This window comes from Pseudomonas putida group bacterium ESBL64 (assembly GCF_045277175.1).
In the GTDB taxonomy this organism is placed as follows: Bacteria; Pseudomonadota; Gammaproteobacteria; order Pseudomonadales; family Pseudomonadaceae; genus Aquipseudomonas; species Aquipseudomonas alloputida.
Genome location: NZ_CP145799.1, coordinates 3,211,888 through 3,232,500 on the forward strand (window position 1 = coordinate 3,211,888; position 20,613 = coordinate 3,232,500).

Genomic DNA, 20,613 nt, shown 5'->3' on the forward strand with positions numbered 1-20,613 from the left:
TACAAGCAACTGATTACTTTCAGGAGAGCTGAACCATGAACACCCGCATCGATCCCTCGCAGCACCTGCTCGGCCAAGGCCCGTTGGTCAGCCGCGAGCGCCTGTGGCAATCATTGATGGACCTGGCCCAACTCGGCGCCACCGCCAAGGGCGGCGTATGCCGTCTGGCCCTGACCGACCTCGACCGCCAGGCGCGCGACCTGTTCGTCCACTGGTGCGAAGAGGCCGGCTGCACGGTTAGCGTCGACGCCATCGGCAACATCTTCGCACGCCGCCCCGGGCGCAACCCTGCCCTACCGCCCATCATGACCGGCAGCCACATCGACACCCAACCCACCGGCGGCAAGTTCGATGGCTGCTACGGCGTCATGGCCGGCCTCGAAGTGATGCGCACGCTCAACGACCTGCACCTGACCACCGAAGCCCCGCTGGAAGTGGTGGTATGGACCAACGAAGAAGGTTCGCGCTTCCCGCCCTGCATGATGGGCTCGGGCGTGTTTGCCGGTAAGTTCGGCCTGCAGGAAACCCTGGACAAGGTCGATGACCAAGGTCTGTCGGTCGGCGCTGAGTTGCAACGCATCGGCTACGCCGGCCCGCGCGTGCCCACCGGGCATGCCGTGGGCGCCTACTTCGAAGCGCATATCGAGCAAGGCCCGGTGCTGGAAGACCAACGCACCACCATCGGCGTGGTCCAGGGCTGCCTGGGGCAAAAATGGTTCGACCTGACCCTTACCGGCGTCGAGGCGCATGCAGGCCCCACGCCCATGCACCTGCGCAAGGACGCATTGGTCGGCGCTGCCGAGGTGGTGGCTGCGGTCAACCGCGTCGCTCACGCGCACCAGCCACATGCCTGCGGCACGGTCGGCTGCCTGACCTTGCACCCAGGCTCGCGCAACGTCATCCCCGGCCAGGTGCACATGACCATCGACCTGCGCCACCTCGACCCTGGGCACCTGGACGCCATGGTCAGCGAAGTGCGCGCAGCCATCGAAAACAGCACGGCGAAACATGGCCTGAGCTATCAGCTGACCCCGACAGCCGACTTCCCGCCGCTGTACTTCGCCGAGCAGTGCGTGGATGCCGTGCGCCAAGGGGCGCGTGCGCTGGGCCTGAGCCACATGGATATCGTCAGCGGCGCCGGTCACGATGCAATCTTCCTCGCCGAGCTGGGCCCGGCCGGGATGATCTTCGTGCCATGCGAAGGCGGCATCAGCCATAACGAAATCGAAAATGCCGCGCCCCAGGACCTGGCCGATGGTTGCGACGTCCTGTTGCGTGCCATGTTCCAGGCCGCCAACCCAGGAGCCCGTTGAAATGACCCAGAAAACCGCGATTGGCGAACTCACCGCCGTCGAACTGCTCGAACTGTACCAGCGCCGCCAGTTGTCACCCGTCGAGGTGGTCGACGATGTGCTGGCGCGCATCGACCTGCATAACCCGGCGGTCAACGCCTACTGCCATGTCGACGGCGAAGGTGCCCGCGCCGCCGCCCGCGCCAGCGAACAACGCTGGCAGCGCGGCGAGCCCTGTGGCCGACTGGATGGCGTACCCGCCTCGATCAAGGACCTGACCCTGACCCGCGGCATGCCCACCCGCAAAGGCTCGCGTACAACCTCGGGTACCGGCCCGTGGGAAATCGATGCGCCCTTCAGCGCCTTCATGCGTGAAGCCGGTGCTGTGCTGGTGGGCAAGACCACCACGCCGGAGTTCGGCTGGAAAGGCGTGACCGACAACCCGCTGTACGGCATTACCCGCAACCCTTGGGATACCAGGCTGACTGCCGGTGGTTCGTCTGGTGGTGCTGCGGCAGCCGCCGCGCTGAACCTGGGGGTGCTGCATCAGGGCAGCGATGCCGGTGGTTCGATTCGCATCCCTTGCGCCTTCACCGGCACCTTCGGCATCAAACCGACCTTCGGCTATGTGCCGCAATGGCCGGCCAGCGCCATGACCGTGCTGTCGCACCTGGGGCCGATGACGCGTACCGTGGACGACTCGGTGCTGATGCTTGACTGCGTAGCGCGCCCCGATGCCCGCGACGGTTTGGCCGGCGCACCCCGGCAGGCGCCTTGGCTCAGCCAGCAGCAAGATCTGAGTGGGCTACGCATCGCCTACAGCGCCAACTTCGGTTACGTGCAGGTCGACCCACAGATCCAGGCACTGGTGGCGCAAGCGGTGCAGCGCCTGGTGCGGTTGGGTGCGCAGGTAGAGGAAGTGGACCCGGGCTTCAGCGACCCGCTGGAAACCTTCAATACCCTGTGGTTTGCCGGTGCGGCGCGGTTGGCCAGTGCCTTGAGCGATGAGCAGAAAGCGTTGCTTGACCCGGGGCTGCGCTGGATTGCCGAACAAGGCGCACAGATCAGCCTTGGCGAATACACCCAGGCGCTAGAGGCACGGGCAGAATTGATTGCGAAGATGAATGCCTTTCATCAGCGATACGACGTGCTGGTATCGCCGATGCTGCCGTTGGTGGCGTTCGAAGCCGGACACAACGTGCCGCCTGGGTCGGGGATGGCGCAATGGATGGAGTGGACGCCGTTCAGCTATCCCTTCAACCTGACCCAACAGCCGGCAGCCTCGGTGCCCTGCGGGTTTACCCGCGAGGGGTTGCCGGTGGGTCTGCAGGTGGTGGCCGGGCGCTTTGCCGATGAGCAAGTGCTGCGGGTGTGCAAGGTGTATGAGCAGCATTATCCGAGCCGGCACTTGCAAGCACCGATTACTGGCTGAAATCTGTATGGGCTTCTGTGGCCCTTTCGCGGGTGAACCCGCTCCTACACGCACCGATTACTGGCTGAAATCTGTATGGGCTTCTGCGGCCCTTTCGCGGGTGAACCCGCTCCTACACGCACCGATTACTGGCTGAAATCTGTATGGGCCTCTGTGGCCCTTTCGCGGGTGAACCCGCTCCTACACGCACCGATTACTGGCTGAAATCTGTATTGGCCTCTGCGGCCCTTTCGCGGGTGAACCCGCTCGTGTGGGAGCGGGTTCACCCGCGAAGAGGCTCAGCCCAAACGCCCTTCTGGCGCATACGGCGCCGGGTCGATAATCGGCTCGGCCCCTGTCAGCAAATCGGTAAACAGCTGGCACGAAGCCGGCGCCAGCACCAGCCCATTGCGATAATGCCCGCAGTTCAGCCACAACCCTTCATGCCCTGGCACAGGCCCAATGTAAGGGATGCCTTCTGGCGACCCCGGCCGCAGCCCCGCCCAGTGCGCCACCACTGTGGCGCCTTCAAGCTCAGGCAACAACTCCACCGCCGATGCCTTCAGGCTTTCCAGCGCATCCCCGGTCGGGGTCTTGTCATACCCGGCGTGTTCCAGCGTGCTCCCCACCAGAATGTGCCCGTCACGTCGCGGGATTGCATAACGTCCCTTGGCCAGCACCATGCTCGGCAAGAAGTCTTCAGCACACTTGAACAGGATCATCTGGCCCTTCACGGGCTCCACCGGCAGTTCAAGGCCAAGGGTACGCAACAGGTCGCCACTCCAGGCGCCTGCACTGAGCACAACCTCATCCGCCGCCAGTACGCCATCAGCCGTCTGTACACCGGTCACGCGCCCCTTTTCCTGCACGAAGCCGGTGATCTGGCAGTGTTCGCGCAAGGTCACGTTTGGCAGCGCCAGCAACGCCGCTTTCAGCGACTTGACCAAGCGTGGGTTGCGCACATTGGCCACGCCAGCCATGTAGATGGCGTGCTTGAAGCCAGGGCCCAGCACCGGCACCGCATCGTAGGCCGCCGAAATATCCACGGCACTCAGCGGCCGCTGCTCGCGCGCGGCCCAGGCCAACGCTTCAGCCTCGTCGTCCAGGTCGAGCCAGTACAGCCCGGTGGTGTGAACTTCGGGGTCGACGCCAGTGCTGGCGAACAGACGCTCGCCCAGCTGTGGATAAAAGTCCTGCGACCAATGCGCCAGAGCGGTCACTGCGGCGCTGTAGCGCCACGGGTACAACGGCGAGACAATGCCTCCGCCAGCCCAGGACGACTCTCGGCCAACCTCACCCTGATCGCACACCACCACCTGGCCGACCTTGGCTGCCAGGTTGAATGCCGTCAGCAGGCCGATCACCCCGCCGCCGACCACCACTACTTGCTTGCTCATCTGTCGATCCAACACCTGAAGTAAAACCGCGATGCACCGGGCATCATTGAACCTTCAGCTTCCCCAGCAGTGCGTGCTGTGCTCAACGGCACCCGGATTGCGCTGCATGCCAGCCTGGTCGAGCTGGAAATCGCCACAGCCATCCTGCGCCATCAGCCCATGCGGTAGCCGCCGGGCGCGCAGCGTGAAGGTGTCACTGTCGCGCTGGGCCTGAAGGCTGTAGTAGCGGGTACCTTCGGGCAAGACCAGGTCGCCCTCGGCGTATTGGCCAGTGCGCACGCGGTGGCGCTCCAGGCGCAGGGCAGCGTCGTGCAGCAGGCCAACCACTTCACTGCGCGCGGCTCGCCGAAGCTGGTCGCTGTAACTGGGGTAGGCAATGGCTGCCAGAATGCCGGTCACGGCCAGCACAATCAACAACTCGATCAGGCTCAAGCCTTGCTGCATGTCAGTCTCCTCGCAATCTTTGCCGCCAGGTGATGCGTTGGGTTTGATTGCCGGCCACGGCGTAGACCGCTTCCAGCACATGCCGTGAGCGGCTTTGCTTGCTGACGGCGGTAATCCGGAACAGGCTAACCGGCTGCCCTTCGGGCATGTGCGCGGCACGTGTGCTGACACCCAGGTTCTGCAGCTGGAAAAAGCCGGTCTGGGTACTTTGCCACTGCCCCACCAGATCGTGCGGCCTGGGCGGTGGCAGGCACGCGCTACAAGCGTCAGGGGGCGCCCGTTCAAGTTCGCGTACCCCGGCCAGCAAAGTGGCCTCAGCCTCTTCCAGCGCCATCAGGCCATCGCTCAGGTAGCCGGTCATCCGTGTTTCCACCAGCGCGTCACGCAGGGCAGATGTGGCAAGCAGGCCCAGCAGGACGCTGAGCACCAACGCCAACAACAGGACAACACCCCGCTGGCGGTTCATGAAGCCGGCACCGGGTTACGCAATGCCACGCTCAGCGCATGGTGCTGCTCAAGCTGCAAGGTCGGCTCATACAATGTCAGCTGAAGATCGATCCGCTCTCCAGCCACCTGCACCACACGCAGTTCGCGCACGTGATCGACCAAGGGCTGATTGCGGCCGCGCCGCTCGAAGTAAAGCGTACTTCCAACGTGAGCATAGCGATGCCGGCTGACAGGCACAGCCATAAGCGTGTCGCTACCTTGCGCGCGCTCCTTGTGTACCTCCACCGTGTTGATACAGTTTGTCAGCAAGGTCCAGTCGGGGTCGCCGGCATACCCTGGTAACTCAGCGACGACCAGGCTCAAACTTGACGGGCCGCTCGCCAAGGGCCGGGCAAAGGCCTGCTCCGCGCCGGAGACCAGAAAGTCGTCTGGGCTCAGGCGCAGGCAACCGAACATCCCGGCCATGCGGATATCCTGCGCCATGCGCAGCAATGCAAGCCGCGCAGAATCCTGCATGCGCACTGCCGTACTTTGCAGGCGCCAAGTCTGGTGCGCGGAGACAAAAAGCTGGCTGGCCGCCGCCAGCAGCATCAATCCGATCGCCAGCGCCACCACCATCTCAAGCAAGCCAAACCCTGCCTGACAGCGCCTCATCGCCGCCTGCGCTCATGTTCGCTGTGCAGCGCCATCGCCGCCTGGCCATCCCGGCGCGCGCTGTCCGCAGCCTGCAATGCCTGCAATTGCATCGCAGCCGTTGCGAACAGACCTGCGGCCACGATCACGATCGCCAACAACACTTCCAGAAGCGTCATGCCCCCTTGCCTTGCGTGCATCCCTGCACCTCCTGCGACTTTTCCCGTCATTGCTTTCAACTTGGGCGACTGGACCTCTTGTCCAACCGCCAGGAAGCTATAGCCAAGCACGTCCAGGGAGGAATGCACGGTGAAGCAACGCGGCGTAACACTGATACAAATGTTGTCGGCCTTGGCCGTGGCGGTCTTGCTGACCCAACTGGGCATGCCGGCCTACGCCCGAATGAGCGATGACCTGCACCGGGCGGCGGCTGCCCGTGATCTGGCGCAGGCGCTGCGCAGTGCACGCAGCCATGCGCTTTTGCAGGGTCAGCCGGTGCTGGTGCTGGCGCTGGACGGTAATTGGGGGAATGGTTGGCGGGTAGTGCTGGAGCATAACCGGCAGGTGCTACGCGAACAGCGCCTTTCAAAGCCGCTGAAAATAACCAGCAATCGCGGCGAGCAGTTCAAATTCAGTGCGCTGGGCGTGCCAATGACGTCGGGCAACAGCTGGTTGGGCGCAACACTGGAAATGTGCGAGCGCGCCGCTGCTCGCAGCCGATATCAAGTGGCGCTGGCATCAAGCGGCAGAGTCAGGTTGCTTACGGAGGACCGGAGCAATGACCGCTGCTAGCGCGGTCATTGCAGGAACAGTCTTGAGTCGCGCAAGGGCTGCAAAGCAGCCCCAGCATTGGCAGCGGTGCAGCCCGTTAGATCAGCGAGCGAACCCGCAGCTCTTTGGGCATTGAAAAGGTGATGTTCTCTTCGCGTCCATCCAGCTCTTCTGCGCCGGTAGCACCCCAGGCCTTGAGCTGTTCGATCACACCACGCACCAGCACTTCGGGTGCCGAAGCACCGGCGGTGATGCCGATCCGCGCGCTCTGATCAAACCAGCCGCGTTGCATGTCCTCGGCACCGTCGATCAGGTAGGCCGGGGTGCCCATGCGCTCAGCCAGCTCGCGCAAACGGTTGGAGTTGGAACTGTTCGGGCTGCCCACCACCAGCACCACGTCGCTCTCGCCGGCCAGTTGCTTGACGGCGTCCTGGCGGTTCTGGGTGGCGTAGCAGATGTCGTCCTTGCGCGGCCCACCGATGTTCGGGAAGCGCGCACGCAGCGCATCGATGACGCGGCTGGTGTCGTCCATCGACAGTGTTGTCTGGGTGACAAAAGCCAGGTGGTTGGGGTCGCGCACCTGCAGGTTGGCAACATCTTCCTCGTCTTCGACAAGGTAGATGGCGCCGCCGTTGCTGGCATCGTACTGGCCCATGGTGCCTTCGACTTCCGGGTGCCCTTCGTGGCCGATGAGAATGCACTCACGGCCATCGCGGCTGTATTTGGCCACTTCGATGTGAACCTTGGTCACCAGCGGGCAGGTGGCATCGAACACTTTCAGGCCACGGCCAGCAGCTTCCTGGCGCACAGCCTGGGAAACACCGTGGGCACTGAAGATGACGATGACATCGTCCGGCACCTGGTCCAGCTCTTCGACAAAGATGGCGCCGCGGTTACGCAAGTCTTCCACCACGAACTTGTTGTGCACCACTTCGTGACGCACATAGATCGGCGGGCCGAAGACTTCCAGCGCGCGGTTAACGATCTCGATCGCCCGGTCGACCCCGGCGCAGAAGCCGCGCGGGTTGGCGAGTTTGATTTGCATGCTCGGCTCCAGGCTTACAGGGCCTTCACCTCGAGGATCTCCACCTCGAAGGTCAGGGTCTTGCCAGCCAGTGGGTGATTGAAGTCGATGGTGACCTGGTCGTCATCGAACGCTTTGACCACACCCGGCAGCTCGGTGTTGGCGGCGTCGTTGAAGATGATCAGCAACCCTTCGGACAACTCCATGCCTTCGAAGTTGGACCGCGGCATGACCTGTACGTTCTGCGGGTTAGGCTGGCCGAAGGCGTTCTCCGGGGCAACCACCACGGTGCGCTTGTCACCGGCCTTGAAACCGAACAGGGCGTTTTCAAAACCCGGCAGCAGGTTGCCATCACCCACTTTGAAGGTGGCCGGGGCTTTATCGAACGTGCTGTCGACGGTGTCGCCGTTTTCCAGGTGCAGCGCGAAGTGCAGGGTGACTTCGGTGTTCTGGCCGATACGGGTGTCAGTCATGGACCGGATCCTCGGACTTCTTGCTCTTGAACATATCCAGCGCCAGCATCACCGCACCAACGGTGATGGCGCTGTCGGCCACGTTGAAGGCCGGGAAGTAATGACGGTTCTGCCAGTGCACCAGGATGAAGTCGACCACATGGCCCAGCACGATGCGGTCGTACAGGTTGCCAATCGCCCCACCCAGCACCAGCGCCAGCGCCACGGCCAGCCAGGTCTCGTTGCGCCCCAGGCGTTTGAGCCACACCACCAGCACCGCGCTGACCACCACGGCGATCAGGGCGAACAACCAGCGCTGCCAACCTGCACCATCAGCCAGGAAGCTGAACGCGGCACCGGTGTTGTAAGCCAGGGTCCAGCTGAAGTAGTCAGGAATGACCACGATCTGCTGGTACATGGTCAGGGCGTTGTTGAAGTACAGCTTGGTGGCCTGGTCGATGACCAGGACCAGCAAGCTCAGCCAAAGCCATGCAAGGCGCCCGAAGCGCCCCGCTGCAGGGTTAGGCATAGTGGCGCACCTCACCCTGGCCGCTCAGGTTGTCGACACAACGGCTGCAGATTTCCGGGTGCTCCGGGTGGCTGCCGACGTCGGCGCGGAAGTGCCAGCAACGGCCGCACTTGGCGTGACCGGACTTGACCACTTTCAGCTTGAGGCCTTCGACTTCGGTGGCTACGGCTTCGGCAGGCGCCTGTGCGAACGGCACCACGCTAGCGGCCGAGGTGATCAGCACGAAGCGCAGCTCGTCGCCCAGCTTGCCCAGGTCGGCACTCAGGCCTTCGTCGGCGTACAGGGTCACTTCAGCCTGCAGGTTGCCGCCAATGACCTTGGCGGTACGCTGGTTCTCCAGCTCTTTGTTCACCGATGCCTTCACCGCCATCACGCGGTCCCAGTAAGCGCGGCCAAGCTCGGTGCCTTCCGGCAGCTCGCTCAGGCCTTCGTACCAGCCGTTGAGCATGACCGACTCGTTGCGCTCGCCCGGCAGGTACTGCCAGATTTCGTCGGCGGTGAATGCCAGGATCGGCGCGATCCAGCGCACCAACGCTTCGCTGATGTGGAACAGCGCGGTCTGGCAGGAACGGCGGGCGACACTGTTGGCGCCGGTGGTGTATTGGCGGTCCTTGATGATGTCGAGGTAGAAGCCGCCCAGTTCCTGTACGCAGAAGTTGTGCACTTTGGAGTAGACGTTCCAGAAACGGTACTCGCTGTAGTGCTCTTCCAGCTCGCGTTGCAGCAGCAGGGTGCGGTCCACGGCCCAGCGGTCCAGCGCCAGCATGTCTTCCGAGGCCAGCAGGTCGCGGGCCGGGTCGAAGCCGGACAGGTTGGAAAGCAGGAAACGCGCGGTATTACGGATACGCCGGTAAGCATCGGCGCTGCGCTGCAGGATCTGCTCGGAAACCGCCATTTCACCGGAATAGTCGGTGGCCGAAACCCACAGGCGCAGGATATCGGCACCCAGGGTGTTGTTGACCTTCTCCGGCTCGATGGTGTTACCCAGCGACTTGGACATCTTGCGGCCGTTCTCGTCCACGGTGAAGCCGTGGGTCAGCAGCTCGCGGTACGGCGCGTGGTTGTCGATGGCGCAACCGGTCAGCAAGGACGAGTGGAACCAGCCGCGGTGTTGGTCGGAACCTTCCAGGTACAGGTCAGCGCGCGGGCCGGTGGCGTGGCCGATGTCGTGCGAGCCACGCAGTACGTGCCAGTGGGTGGTACCGGAGTCGAACCACACGTCGAGGGTGTCAGCGATCTTGTCGTACTGATCGGCTTCAGCGCCCAGCAGTTCGGCGGCGTCCAGCTTGAACCAGGCCTCGATGCCTTGCTGCTCGACACGCTTGGCCACTTCTTCCATCAGTTCGACAGTGCGCGGATGCAGCTCGCCGGTCTGCTTGTGCAGGAAGAACGGGATCGGCACACCCCAGTTGCGCTGACGCGAGATGCACCAGTCCGGGCGGTTGGCGATCATCGCGTGCAGGCGCGCCTGGCCCCAGGCCGGGACGAACTTGGTGTCTTCGATGGCTTTCAGCGCACGCTCACGCAGCGGCTCGCCGGTGCTCGGCTGCTTGTCCATGCCCACGAACCACTGCGCGGTGGCGCGGTAGATCAGCGGGGTCTTGTGGCGCCAGCAGTGCATGTAGCTGTGGCTGATGGTTTCGGTGTGCATCAGCGCACCGACTTCGCTCAGTTTCTCGACGATGGCCGGGTTGGCCTTCCAGATGAACTGGCCGCCGAAGAATGGCAGCGACTCGACATACACGCCGTTGCTCTGCACCGGGGTAAGGATGTCGTCGTTGACCATGCCGTAGCGCTTGCAGGTGACGAAGTCGTCTTCACCGTAGGCTGGCGAGGAATGCACCACGCCGGTACCGGCACCCAGCTCGACGTAGTCGGCCAGGTAGATTGGCGACAGGCGATCGTAGAACGGATGGCGGAAGTTGATCAGCTCCAGCGCCGAACCTTGGGCGGTGGCAACAACCGAACCTTCCAGGTTGTAGCGCTTCAGGCACGACTCGACCAGCTCTTCAGCCAGCACCAGCAGGCGCTCGCCGGTGTCGACCAGGGCGTACTTGAATTCCGGGTGGATGTTCAGGGCCTGGTTGGCCGGGATGGTCCACGGGGTGGTGGTCCAGATCACGATGGCGGCCGGCTTGGTCAGCGAGGCCAGACCGAAGGCGGCGGCCAGCTTGGCCTCATCGGCAACCGGGAAGGCCACGTCGATGGTCTGCGACTTCTTGTCGGCGTACTCGACTTCCGCTTCAGCCAGCGCCGAACCGCAATCAAAGCACCAGTTCACCGGCTTCAGGCCCTTGAACACGAAGCCTTGCTTGACCATCTCGGCCAGGGCGCGGATTTCACCGGCCTCGTTGGCGAAGTTCATGGTCTTGTATGGGTTGTCCCAGTCACCCAGCACGCCCAGGCGGATGAACTCGGTCTTCTGCCCTTCGATCTGCTCGGCAGCGTACTCGCGGCAGAGCTCGCGGGTACGGTCGGCAGAAAGGTGCTTGCCGTGGGTAACCTCGACCTTGTGCTCGATCGGCAGGCCGTGGCAGTCCCAGCCTGGCACGTACGGCGCATCGAAGCCGGCCAGGGTCTTGGAGCGGACGATCATGTCCTTGAGGATCTTGTTCAGCGCATGACCGATGTGAATCTTGCCGTTGGCATAGGGCGGGCCGTCGTGCAGGACGAACTTGGGACGATCCTTGCCAATTTCGCGCAGCTTCTGGTACAGGCCAATGCTGTCCCAGCGCTGCAGGATCTGCGGTTCGCGCTGAGGCAGGCCGGCCTTCATGGGGAAGGCGGTGTCCGGAAGGTTAAGCGTGGCTTTGTAGTCGGTCATTTCAGGCTCTTCGTTAGCGGTTGAGCGTGCCAATGTGCACGTGCGGCGGCGATATCCGCATCGATCGCCGACTTCAGCGCCTCCAGGGAGGCGAATCGCTGCTCTTCACGCAGCTTGTGGTGGAACTCCACCGTCAGGCGCCGGCCGTAAAGATCGCCGGCAAAGTCCAGAAGATGAATCTCCAGGTGCGGGCGCCCATCACCGGCAACGGTGGGGCGCACGCCGATATTGCCGACACCCGGCCAAGCTTTGCCGTCGATCACGATGCTGGCCAGGTATACCCCGGACAGCGGCACGCGACGGCGCTTGAGCTGGATGTTGGCGGTTGGTGTGCCGAGCTGGCGGGCCAGCTTCTGGCCGTGCAGCACGCGGCCTGTAATGCGGTACGGGCGGCCCAGCAGGTGTTCGGCCAGCTCGAAGTTGCCCTCGGACAAGGCCTTGCGCACTTCGGTGCTGCTGACCCGCAGGCCATCCTGGATGACCGTGTTCGCGGCCTCGACGGTAAAGCCATACGCGTTGCCGGCCTCGACCAGGAAAGCGAAGTCGCCAGCGCGGTCGCAGCCGAAGCGGAAGTCATCGCCCACTTCGAGATGACGCACGCCCAGGCCGTCGACCAGGATGGCCTTGACGAAGGCATCGGCACTGAGCTTGCTCAGACGCTGGTTGAACGCCAGGCACAGCACCCGATCGATACCTTCGGTCGCCAGCAGCTCTATCTTGTCGCGCAGCCGGGCCAGGCGCGCTGGCGCGGTATCGGGTGCGAAGTACTCGCGTGGTTGCGGTTCGAAGATCACCACGCAGGTCGGCAGGCCCAAGGCCTGACCGCGCTCGCGCAGGCGCGCCAGGATTGCCTGGTGGCCGCGGTGAACCCCGTCGAAGTTGCCAATGGTGGCGACACAGCCCCGGTGCTCGGGGCGCAGGTTGTGAAGACCTCGAACCAGCTGCATAACGCGCTTCTTGCTCATAAAGTGGCCGATTATAACCACACCCGGGCGCTGGTGACAGGCAGCAGCGCCCAAGGGCGGCGTGGAATGCGAAAAACCGACGCCTGACCCGCCAAAAGCCTCAGTGCAAGGCCTTGCGAGCGAAATGCCGGGGCCTGAAGCCACACAGGTACAGGCAGCCAAAATACGTCACGACGCCCGCCAGGATCAGCGCCCCAAGCCGCAGGAAGCGCTCAAGCATGATGCCCTGCTCCCAGGCCGGCATATAGTGCATGCCCGCCAGCAGTACTGCCGACATCAGCGTCACTGCCAACACAAGCTTGAGCAGGAACACTGCCCAGCCAGGCTGAGGCTCGAACAGCTGCTGACTGCGCAGCTTCCAGAACAGCAAACCGGCATTCAGGCAGGCACCGAGGCTGATCGCCAATGCCAGGCCGGCATGTGCAAGCGGGCCGACCAGGGCAAGGTTGAACAGCTGGGTGCAGACCAAGGTGAAGACTGCGATCTTCACCGGCGTGCGAATATTCTGCTGCGCATAGAAGCCAGGTGCCAGTACCTTGATCAGAATGATCGCCAGCAAGCCCACGGAATAGGCGATCAACGCCCGCTGGGTCATGGCCGCATCAAACGCGCTGAACTTGCCATATTGAAACAGCGCAACGGTCAGCGGCTCGGCAAGAATGGCCAAAGCCAGGGTGCAGGGCAGCACCAGCAGGAAGCACAGGCGCAGGCCCCAGTCGAGAATCCGTGAGTACTCCTCGCGGTCCTTGTTGGCGTAGGTCTTGGCCAGGGTCGGCAGCAGGATGGTGCCCAGAGCAACGCCCAACACACCGGAAGGCAGCTCCATGAGGCGGTCGGCGTAGTACATCCACGACACCGAGCCGGCCACCAGGAAGGAGGCGAAGATGGTGTTGATGATCAGCGAGATCTGGCTCACCGACACCCCCAGGATCGCCGGCAGCATCTGCTTCAGTACCCGCCACACACCCGCGTCCTTGAGGTTCAGACGCGGTAGCACGAGCATGCCGATCTTCTTCAGCGCTGGCAGCTGGTACAGCAACTGCGCCAGGCCACCCGCCAGCACGCCCCAGGCCAACGCCATGATTGGCGGGTTGAAGTACGGCGTCAGCAACACGGCGAAGGCGATCATCGCCACGTTCAGCAAGGTAGGCGTGAAGGCCGGCACCGAAAAGCGGTTCCAGGTATTGAGGATCGCTCCGGCCAGGGAAGACAGCGAGATCAGGAATATATAAGGAAACGTCACCCGCAACAGGTCGGTGGTCAGCGCGTATTTTTCGGTGCTGTCGACAAAACCCGGGGCCGTCGCCCACACCACCCACGGTGCAGCGAGGATGCCGATGGCGGTCACCAGGGCCAGCACCAGGGTCAGAAGGCCGCTGACATAGGCAATGAAGGTGCGCGTCGCCTCCTCGCCCTGCTGGGTCTTGTACTCGGCCAGAATCGGCACGAAGGCCTGGGAGAATGCGCCTTCGGCGAAGATGCGCCGCAACAGGTTGGGCAGTTTGAACGCGATGAAGAAGGCATCGGTAGCGACACCAGCACCAAAGATGCGGGCCAGGATGGTGTCGCGAATAAAGCCCAGCACCCGCGAAATCATGGTGATCGAGCTTACTGCAGCCAGGGATTTGAGCAGGTTCATCGAAAAGATTCACGCCAATGACAGAGGACGCTGCCAGACAGCGTCCGAATGTGCGATACTCCCGCGCCTTCGCAGGGGAGCCAAAAATTCCCGAGTGTACAGGTCGCGCAGCAGAAAGGAATCTTTCCCGCTTGTTGGCGCACCGCTCGGCGGAACCTTGCAGGTGGCCTTGACATCCGCTCGACTGATCGGCATGATTCGCGGCCTATTTTGTTTGCTATTTACCTAAAGTCTTTCGAGGAGCTCGACGGTGGCCAACACACCTTCCGCCAAGAAACGTGCAAAACAGGCTGAGAAGCGTCGCAGCCACAACGCCAGCCTGCGTTCCATGGTCCGCACCTACATCAAGAATGTAGTTAAAGCCATCGACGCAAAAGACGCCGAAAAAGCGCAAGCCGCTTACGTTCTGGCTGTACCTGTAATCGACCGTATGGCCGACAAGGGTATCATCCACAAGAACAAGGCTGCTCGTCACAAAGGCCGTCTGAATGGCCACATCAAGGCGCTGAAAGAAGCTGCAGCTGCCTAAGCGACGCGCTAGTCGAAAAACCGACCCTAGGGTCGGTTTTTTGTTGCCTGCGATTTATGCTTGCGGGCCCAGCTCCATGTGGTACTTGATCTCTTTGGGAGCGGCCTTGCGTCGCGGAAGAGCTGCGGGGCAGCCCCGGCAATCTCAGCTTCTGCGCTGAGGCCGAGGGGCCGCTACGCACCCCTGTCGCGACGCAAGGCCGCTCCCACAAAAAAGCGGGGCCGCGTTTGGCGGCCCTACTTTTACATCACTTGGCGATTTGAATCTTCGGTGCCCACTGCAGCCATTCATCCTCGGCCTTTTCGAACAAGGCAAAGGTCTGTTGCGGCCGTGCCGGGTTACCCATCTGCTCGCCATCTGGCGTTGCAAAGGCGATACCGCCATCGATCAGGGTTTCCACCGACTCGGTACGCACTGTAGCGCCCTTGAACAGACCCCAGTCGAAACCGAAACCACTGCTGTTCCAGAAGCGGCTACCGCTGCGCACCAAGGCGGCATAGCGCGGCTCGATGAGGATATGAATCAGCACGCGGTCAGCGCTCTGGCCAAGCTCGAAGCCTGTCACCTTGCCCACCGTAACCTCACGATAGGTAACCGGCACACCCGGCTTGATCGAGCCGCGGCGTGGCGCACTGAGCGTCAATGGCAGGCCGACCTCTGGCCCTGCTACCTGCGGTGCTTCGGCCAAGGCGATGAAATCGCGCTGTGGCCCACGGTTCTTGGCTGCTGGCTGCACTTCCAGGTACTGCCCACCTATCAAGGTGTCCAGGTTTTCAGTGCGCACCAGGCCCAGGGCCGGCTTGACCACCCAGAACTGCGTACCGGCACGGGCAATACGATCCGCCGCTTCGGTAATGCGCGCCCGTAGCAGCACCGCCTGCAGGTCATCGGTGAGGTCGACGCTCTCGATGCTGCCCACATCCAGGCCGCGGAAGCGGATGGCCGTGCCCGGTTTCAGGCCATCGGCACGCTCTACACGGATGGTGATCAACGTACCCGCACGGTTTACCGCCTCCTGGCTGTCATGCAGGCGGAAGCGTGGAATGTGTCGCTTCAGCGGTACATCGGGCCGTGGCGTATCGAACGCAATACCGCCGGCCATCAGTGTTTGCAGCGACTCACTCTTGATCTTGATGCCCGACAGGCCGCCGGTCAGGGTGATCCCACTGACGTTCCAGAAGCGCGACGAACCATTGACCAGCTTCTCGTACTCCTTCTCGATATGCACACCGATCAGGATGCGGTTGCTGTTACGGGCGAACTGATAGCTCTGCACGCTACCCACCTTCACCTGGCGATACATCACCGGGCTGCCGATTTCCAGCGAACCCAAGGTGTCGGCGAACAACACCATGTGCAGGCCCGGCGCTTTGAGGTCGAGCGGCGGCGCCTTGGCACGCGCCTCGAACTCACGCTCTGGCCGTGCGCCCTTCTCACCAGGACGAATGGCGATGTAGTTACCTTTGACCAGCGCTTCCAGGCCCGTGATTCCCGCCAGGGAAATCGACGGTTTGACTACCCAGAACTGCGTCCCGTCTACCAGGTAGTCCTCGGTCAGCGGGTCGAGTGTCAGCTCGGCAGAAGCGCTGGCCAGGTTGTCTTCCATCTTCAGGGCTTTCAGCGAGCCCACCTGAATGCCCTTGTACATGACCGGCGTGCGACCCGCCTGCAGGCCTTCATAATCGCTCAGCTTCACTTTTACCCGGATACCCGCCTGGGCTGCATCGAAGTCCTCGTACAGGCGGAACGGCAGGCTCGGATCGGTGGGCGGGCTGTCCTTGCGGTACTCCGGCGTGGCGAAGGCGATACCACCCGCCACAATGCTCGACAACGACTCACTGCGCACCTTCACACCCGAAAGCGAAGCATCGATGCTGACACCGCTGGCGTTCCAGAAACGCGTGTGCTTGCGCACCAGGCTGGCGTAGGCCGGCTCGATGAAGACTTTCACCTCTACGGTGCTCTGGTCCTCGGACAGGCGGTAGCTTTTCACCCGGCCAACCTGAATCTGCTTGTAGAACACCGGGCTGTCACGGTTGAGCGAGCCCAGCCTGTCGGCCTTGAGGGTCAGGTGCAGGCCGGGTTCAGAATCCGAGAGCGGTGGCGCCACCTTCAATGCCACAAAGCGTTTGGTACGCTCCCCCTCTCCCGGGCTAACGGCTATGTAGTTACCCGACACCAGTGTTTCAAGGCCAGATATACCGGCCAGGCTGACACTCGGCTTCACCAGCCAGAAACGCGTGCCTTTGGTTAGATGGGGCTCGGCAGCCTTGTTCATCTCGATGGTAGCGATCACCCCCTGCGTGTCGCCCTTGGCGTCGAGCACCAGGCTTTTCACCTTGCCAACCGGCATGCCTTTGTAGATGACCTCGGTCTTGTTGGCGACGATACCCTCTCCCGACTCGAAGCGGACTTCAATTTCCACGCCAGCGTCGCGGTAGGCCTGCCACGCGAGCCAGCCACCGATCATTAGCGCAATCAAGGGCAGGATCCAGATGGCCGACCAGTTCGAGGCGGGGCGGGTTTTAGCCGTTGGCAGGTCACTCATGGTCGTCATCCGACTCCGTGTTATCCCAAATCAGTCGGGGATCGAAAGTTAAAGCGGCAAGCATTGTCAGGATCACCACAGTTGCGAAGGCGACAGCGCCCAGGTTGGCTTCGACACTGGCTATTCGGCCAAAATTCACCACTGCCACCAGGATGGCAATGACGAAGATATCCAGCATGGACCAGCGCCCGATGAATTCGATGAAGCGGTACATCAATATCCGCTGCCGGGCCGAAAGCGGTTGCCGCCGCTGGACGGAGTACAACAGCAAGCCGATGCCCACCAGCTTGAACGTGGGGACCAGGATACTGGCAATGAACACCACAGCCGCAATGGGCACCATGCCATGCTTGAGCAGGGTGATGACACCGGACATGATGGTGTCCGGGCTGCCCTGACCGAGGGTACTCACGGTCATGATCGGCAGTATGTTGGCTGGGATGTAGAGGATCGACGCCGCAATCAGCAACGCCCAGGTGCGCGCGATACTGTTAGGCCGGCGTGCATGCACGATAGCGCCGCAGCGTGTGCAGGTTTGCGAAGTGCTGTCTGGCTCTTGCCTGTTCAGCTCGTGACACTCATTGCAGACAACAATGCCTGCGTCAATCGCCCGCATGCAGGTCCTCCCCCGATAGCGCACTCCAGATCTGGTGGGGCGACATCACCACCTCGAGCCACACCTGGATCAATAACAGACTGATGAAACAGAACAGCCCAAGGCCCACGGTCAGTTCGGCCAGGTCCACCAGTTTGACGATGGCCACCAGCACCCCCATGAAATAGACCTCGAGCATGCCCCAGTCACGCAGATGGTGATAGATGCGGTAGAAGACCAGGCCGTAGTCACGCCCGAAGTTCAAGCGGATGCTCAACAGCACGGCCAGCTGACAGAGCAGCTTCGCCAGCGGAATGACCATGCTACAGAGCAACACCACTACGGCAACACCGCGCATTCCCGAGTTGTACAGGCCTAGCACGCCACTCCAGACCGTATCGTCCGAAGTCTGACCAAGCAGGTGCAACTGCATGATCGGCAGGAAATTGGCCGGCACGAACAGCAAAAGGGCCGCCAGTACCAAGGCCAGGCTGCGATTGACCACATTGTGCCGGTGGGCATAGAGCTCGTAGCCGCAGCGCGGGCATTGGGCTTTCTCATCATGCTGCAGCACGGGCTTGCGCAGCAGCAGGTCACATTCATGGCAGGCGACAAGCTCGTCCAACGGCAGCTGGTCCAGGGTTTCAGGTTCGACAGAATTGGACATATGGCGCTTCTGAATAGGTGCGTGGTGGCTATTCTAGTGTTCTGGCTCGAATTGTGGGAGGCGACATTGGCCTGGAGGGTATGCGCCCCTGCCTGGCGTTGCCCCCTTCCCCGTAGGAGCGGGTTTACCCGCGAACACCGGCGAAGCCGGTGCCATCTCCGCTCTCGAGCAGTTCCAGTTTTTTTGCCCACAAAGACAAAACCCCTACCTGCATGTGCAGATAGGGGTTTTGCGAAATGAATCTTGACGATGACCTACTCTCACATGGGGAAACCCCACACTACCATCGGCGATGCATCGTTTCACTACTGAGTTCGGGATGGGATCAGGTGGTTCCAATGCTCTATGGTCGTCAAGAAATTCTGTTGCCAGAATGTCCAGATGGACAGCCCAGCGAATTCGGATATGCGATATTTGTGGTCTTACGAATTTTCGGGTCTTTCGTCTTCACCACCGCAATCTGCGTCAGCAAATTGCTTGGGTGTTATATGGTCAAGCCTCACGGGCAATTAGTATTGGTTAGCTCAACGCCTCACAGCGCTTACACACCCAACCTATCAACGTCGTAGTCTTCGACGGCCCTTTAGGGGATTCAAGATCCCAGTGAGATCTCATCTTGAGGCAAGTTTCCCGCTTAGATGCTTTCAGCGGTTATCTCTTCCGAACATAGCTACCCGGCAATGCCACTGGCGTGACAACCGGAACACCAGAGGTTCGTCCACTCCGGTCCTCTCGTACTAGGAGCAGCCCCTCTCAAATCTCAAACGTCCACGGCAGATAGGGACCGAACTGTCTCACGACGTTCTAAACCCAGCTCGCGTACCACTTTAAATGGCGAACAGCCATACCCTTGGGACCGGCTTCAGCCCCAGGATGTGATGAGCCGACATCGAGGTGCCAAACACCGCCGTCGATATGAACTCTTGGGCGGTATCAGCCTGTTATCCCCGGAGTACCTTTTATCCGTTGAGCGATGGCCCTTCCATACAGAACCACCGGATCACTAAGACCTACTTTCGTACCTGCTCGACGTGTTTGTCTCGCAGTCAAGCGCGCTTTTGCCTTTATACTCTACGACCGATTTCCGACCGGTCTGAGCGCACCTTCGTACTCCTCCGTTACTCTTTGGGAGGAGACCGCCCCAGTCAAACTACCCACCATACACTGTCCTCGATCCGGATAACGGACCTGAGTTAGAACCTCAAAGTTGCCAGGGTGGTATTTCAAGGATGGCTCCATGAGAACTGGCGTCCCCACTTCAAAGCCTCCCACCTATCCTACACAAGCAAATTCAAAGTCCAGTGCAAAGCTATAGTAAAGGTTCACGGGGTCTTTCCGTCTAGCCGCGGATACACTGCATCTTCACAGCGATTTCAATTTCACTGAGTCTCGGGTGGAGACAGCGCCGCCATCGTTACGCCATTCGTGCAGGTCGGAACTTACCCGACAAGGAATTTCGCTACCTTAGGACCGTTATAGTTACGGCCGCCGTTTACCGGGGCTTCGATCAAGAGCTTCGCTTGCGCTAACCCCATCAATTAACCTTCCGGCACCGGGCAGGCGTCACACCCTATACGTCCACTTTCGTGTTTGCAGAGTGCTGTGTTTTTAATAAACAGTCGCAGCGGCCTGGTATCTTCGACCGGCATGGGCTTACGGAGCAAGTCCTTAACCCTCGCCGGCGCACCTTCTCCCGAAGTTACGGTGCCATTTTGCCTAGTTCCTTCACCCGAGTTCTCTCAAGCGCCTTGGTATTCTCTACCTAACCACCTGTGTCGGTTTGGGGTACGGTTCCCAGTTATCTGAAGCTTAGGAGCTTTTCTTGGAAGCATGGTATCAACCACTTCGTCGCCTAAAGGCAACTCGTCATCAGCTCTCGGCCTTGAAATCCCGGATTTGCCTAAGATTTCAGCCTACCACCTTAAACCTGGACAACCAACGCCAGGCTGGCCTAACCTTCTCCGTCCCTCCATCGCAATAACTGGAAGTACAGGAATATTAACCTGTTTTCCATCGACTACGCTTTTCAGCCTCGCCTTAGGGACCGACTAACCCTGCGTCGATTAACGTTGCGCAGGAAACCTTGGTCTTTCGGCGTGCGAGTTTTTCACTCGCATTGTCGTTACTCATGTCAGCATTCGCACTTCTGATACCTCCAGCAAGCTTCTCAACTCACCTTCACAGGCTTACAGAACGCTCCTCTACCGCATCATCATACGATGATACCCGTAGCTTCGGTGCATGGTTTGAGCCCCGTTACATCTTCCGCGCAGGCCGACTCGACTAGTGAGCTATTACGCTTTCTTTAAAGGGTGGCTGCTTCTAAGCCAACCTCCTAGCTGTCTAAGCCTTCCCACATCGTTTCCCACTTAACCATGACTTTGGGACCTTAGCTGACGGTCTGGGTTGTTTCCCTTTTCACGACGGACGTTAGCACCCGCCGTGT

Annotated in this window: 18 protein-coding genes and 2 rRNA genes (1 of these 20 only partly in view); 4 read left to right on the forward strand and 16 right to left on the reverse strand. The window is 61.4% G+C overall.

All coding sequences use genetic code 11. The features are described from left to right. The first annotated feature begins 35 nt into the window (after positions 1-35). A complete protein-coding gene (locus tag V6093_RS14665) occupies positions 36-1,313 on the forward strand; it encodes a Zn-dependent hydrolase (RefSeq protein WP_019436796.1) in 1,278 nt (425 codons plus the stop codon). Between the two features lies 1 nt (position 1,314). After that, positions 1,315-2,724 (forward strand): amidase, encoded by a 1,410-nt coding sequence (locus V6093_RS14670; protein ID WP_070096746.1) that lies wholly within the window; start codon positions 1,315-1,317, stop codon positions 2,722-2,724. Between the two features lie 278 nt (positions 2,725-3,002). On the opposite strand, the gene thiO is transcribed toward V6093_RS14670, so the two are convergent. Genes thiO through V6093_RS14695 form a run of 5 tightly spaced genes read right to left on the reverse strand, consistent with a single transcriptional unit; the run spans position 3,003 to position 5,824 of the window. Continuing rightward, on the reverse strand, positions 3,003-4,100 hold the full coding sequence (thiO, locus tag V6093_RS14675) for a glycine oxidase ThiO (protein ID WP_004577282.1): 1,098 nt from the start codon (positions 4,098-4,100) through the stop codon (positions 3,003-3,005). A gap of 54 nt (positions 4,101-4,154) precedes the next feature. Beyond that, the gene (locus V6093_RS14680) at positions 4,155-4,544 is read right to left on the reverse strand and encodes a type IV pilin protein (RefSeq protein WP_003247577.1); all 390 of its coding nucleotides are present in this window, start codon (positions 4,542-4,544) and stop codon (positions 4,155-4,157) included. A 1-nt stretch (position 4,545) separates the two neighbouring features. Further along, positions 4,546-5,010, reverse strand: a complete 465-nt coding sequence (locus V6093_RS14685; protein WP_047605142.1) for a hypothetical protein — start codon at positions 5,008-5,010, stop codon at positions 4,546-4,548. Further along, positions 5,007-5,645: a PilW family protein gene (locus tag V6093_RS14690; protein WP_004577284.1), complete on the reverse strand. Its 639-nt coding sequence runs from the start codon at positions 5,643-5,645 to the stop codon at positions 5,007-5,009. Before V6093_RS14690 ends, V6093_RS14685 begins: the two co-directional genes overlap by 4 nt. Next, the gene (locus tag V6093_RS14695) at positions 5,642-5,824 is read right to left on the reverse strand and encodes a prepilin-type N-terminal cleavage/methylation domain-containing protein (protein WP_003247582.1); all 183 of its coding nucleotides are present in this window, start codon (positions 5,822-5,824) and stop codon (positions 5,642-5,644) included. Before V6093_RS14695 ends, V6093_RS14690 begins: the two co-directional genes overlap by 4 nt. A gap of 109 nt (positions 5,825-5,933) precedes the next feature. Between V6093_RS14695 and V6093_RS14700 the strand changes: the two genes are divergently transcribed. After that, positions 5,934-6,416 (forward strand): GspH/FimT family pseudopilin, encoded by a 483-nt coding sequence (locus V6093_RS14700; RefSeq protein WP_047605143.1) that lies wholly within the window; start codon positions 5,934-5,936, stop codon positions 6,414-6,416. A 76-nt stretch (positions 6,417-6,492) separates the two neighbouring features. On the opposite strand, the gene ispH is transcribed toward V6093_RS14700, so the two are convergent. The 6 genes from ispH to murJ all read right to left on the reverse strand — a co-directional run bounded on the left by ispH (position 6,493) and on the right by murJ (position 13,828). Beyond that, positions 6,493-7,440, reverse strand: coding sequence for a 4-hydroxy-3-methylbut-2-enyl diphosphate reductase (ispH, locus tag V6093_RS14705; protein WP_003247605.1), 948 nt, complete (start codon positions 7,438-7,440; stop codon positions 6,493-6,495). Positions 7,441-7,454: 14 nt separating this feature from the next. Continuing rightward, positions 7,455-7,892 carry an FKBP-type peptidyl-prolyl cis-trans isomerase gene (gene fkpB, locus V6093_RS14710; protein WP_003247607.1) on the reverse strand — a complete coding sequence of 146 codons (438 nt, stop codon included), beginning with the start codon at positions 7,890-7,892 and terminating at the stop codon, positions 7,455-7,457. Next, positions 7,885-8,400 carry a signal peptidase II gene (gene lspA / locus V6093_RS14715; protein WP_003247609.1) on the reverse strand — a complete coding sequence of 172 codons (516 nt, stop codon included), beginning with the start codon at positions 8,398-8,400 and terminating at the stop codon, positions 7,885-7,887. The genes fkpB and lspA overlap by 8 nt, the downstream gene beginning before the upstream one ends. Then, positions 8,393-11,224, reverse strand: coding sequence for an isoleucine--tRNA ligase (ileS, locus tag V6093_RS14720; RefSeq protein ID WP_121782816.1), 2,832 nt, complete (start codon positions 11,222-11,224; stop codon positions 8,393-8,395). The genes lspA and ileS overlap by 8 nt, the downstream gene beginning before the upstream one ends. Beyond that, complete coding sequence (ribF, locus tag V6093_RS14725; protein ID WP_003247613.1) at positions 11,221-12,171, reverse strand: bifunctional riboflavin kinase/FAD synthetase; 951 nt, start codon at positions 12,169-12,171, stop codon at positions 11,221-11,223. Before ribF ends, ileS begins: the two co-directional genes overlap by 4 nt. A 118-nt stretch (positions 12,172-12,289) precedes the next feature. Further along, complete coding sequence (murJ, locus tag V6093_RS14730) at positions 12,290-13,828, reverse strand: murein biosynthesis integral membrane protein MurJ (protein WP_003247616.1); 1,539 nt, start codon at positions 13,826-13,828, stop codon at positions 12,290-12,292. Between the two features lie 250 nt (positions 13,829-14,078). Here murJ and rpsT point away from each other — a divergent pair, with 250 nt between their 5' ends. After that, the gene (rpsT, locus tag V6093_RS14735) at positions 14,079-14,357 is read left to right on the forward strand and encodes a 30S ribosomal protein S20 (protein WP_003247625.1); all 279 of its coding nucleotides are present in this window, start codon (positions 14,079-14,081) and stop codon (positions 14,355-14,357) included. Positions 14,358-14,604: 247 nt separating this feature from the next. Here rpsT and V6093_RS14740 read toward each other — a convergent pair whose 3' ends face one another. The 5 genes from V6093_RS14740 to V6093_RS14760 all read right to left on the reverse strand — a co-directional run. Then, positions 14,605-16,905 carry a PqiB family protein gene (locus V6093_RS14740; protein WP_004577289.1) on the reverse strand — a complete coding sequence of 767 codons (2,301 nt, stop codon included), beginning with the start codon at positions 16,903-16,905 and terminating at the stop codon, positions 14,605-14,607. Then, positions 16,898-17,521, reverse strand: a complete 624-nt coding sequence (locus V6093_RS14745; RefSeq protein ID WP_003247629.1) for a paraquat-inducible protein A — start codon at positions 17,519-17,521, stop codon at positions 16,898-16,900. Before V6093_RS14745 ends, V6093_RS14740 begins: the two co-directional genes overlap by 8 nt. Further along, positions 17,508-18,167 (reverse strand): paraquat-inducible protein A, encoded by a 660-nt coding sequence (locus V6093_RS14750; protein WP_003247631.1) that lies wholly within the window; start codon positions 18,165-18,167, stop codon positions 17,508-17,510. Before V6093_RS14750 ends, V6093_RS14745 begins: the two co-directional genes overlap by 14 nt. A 241-nt stretch (positions 18,168-18,408) precedes the next feature. Next, positions 18,409-18,524: ribosomal RNA gene (rrf, locus tag V6093_RS14755) — 5S ribosomal RNA — on the reverse strand. 131 nt (positions 18,525-18,655) lie between these two features. Continuing rightward, positions 18,656-20,613 (reverse strand): 23S ribosomal RNA (locus V6093_RS14760); it runs 935 nt beyond the window's last position.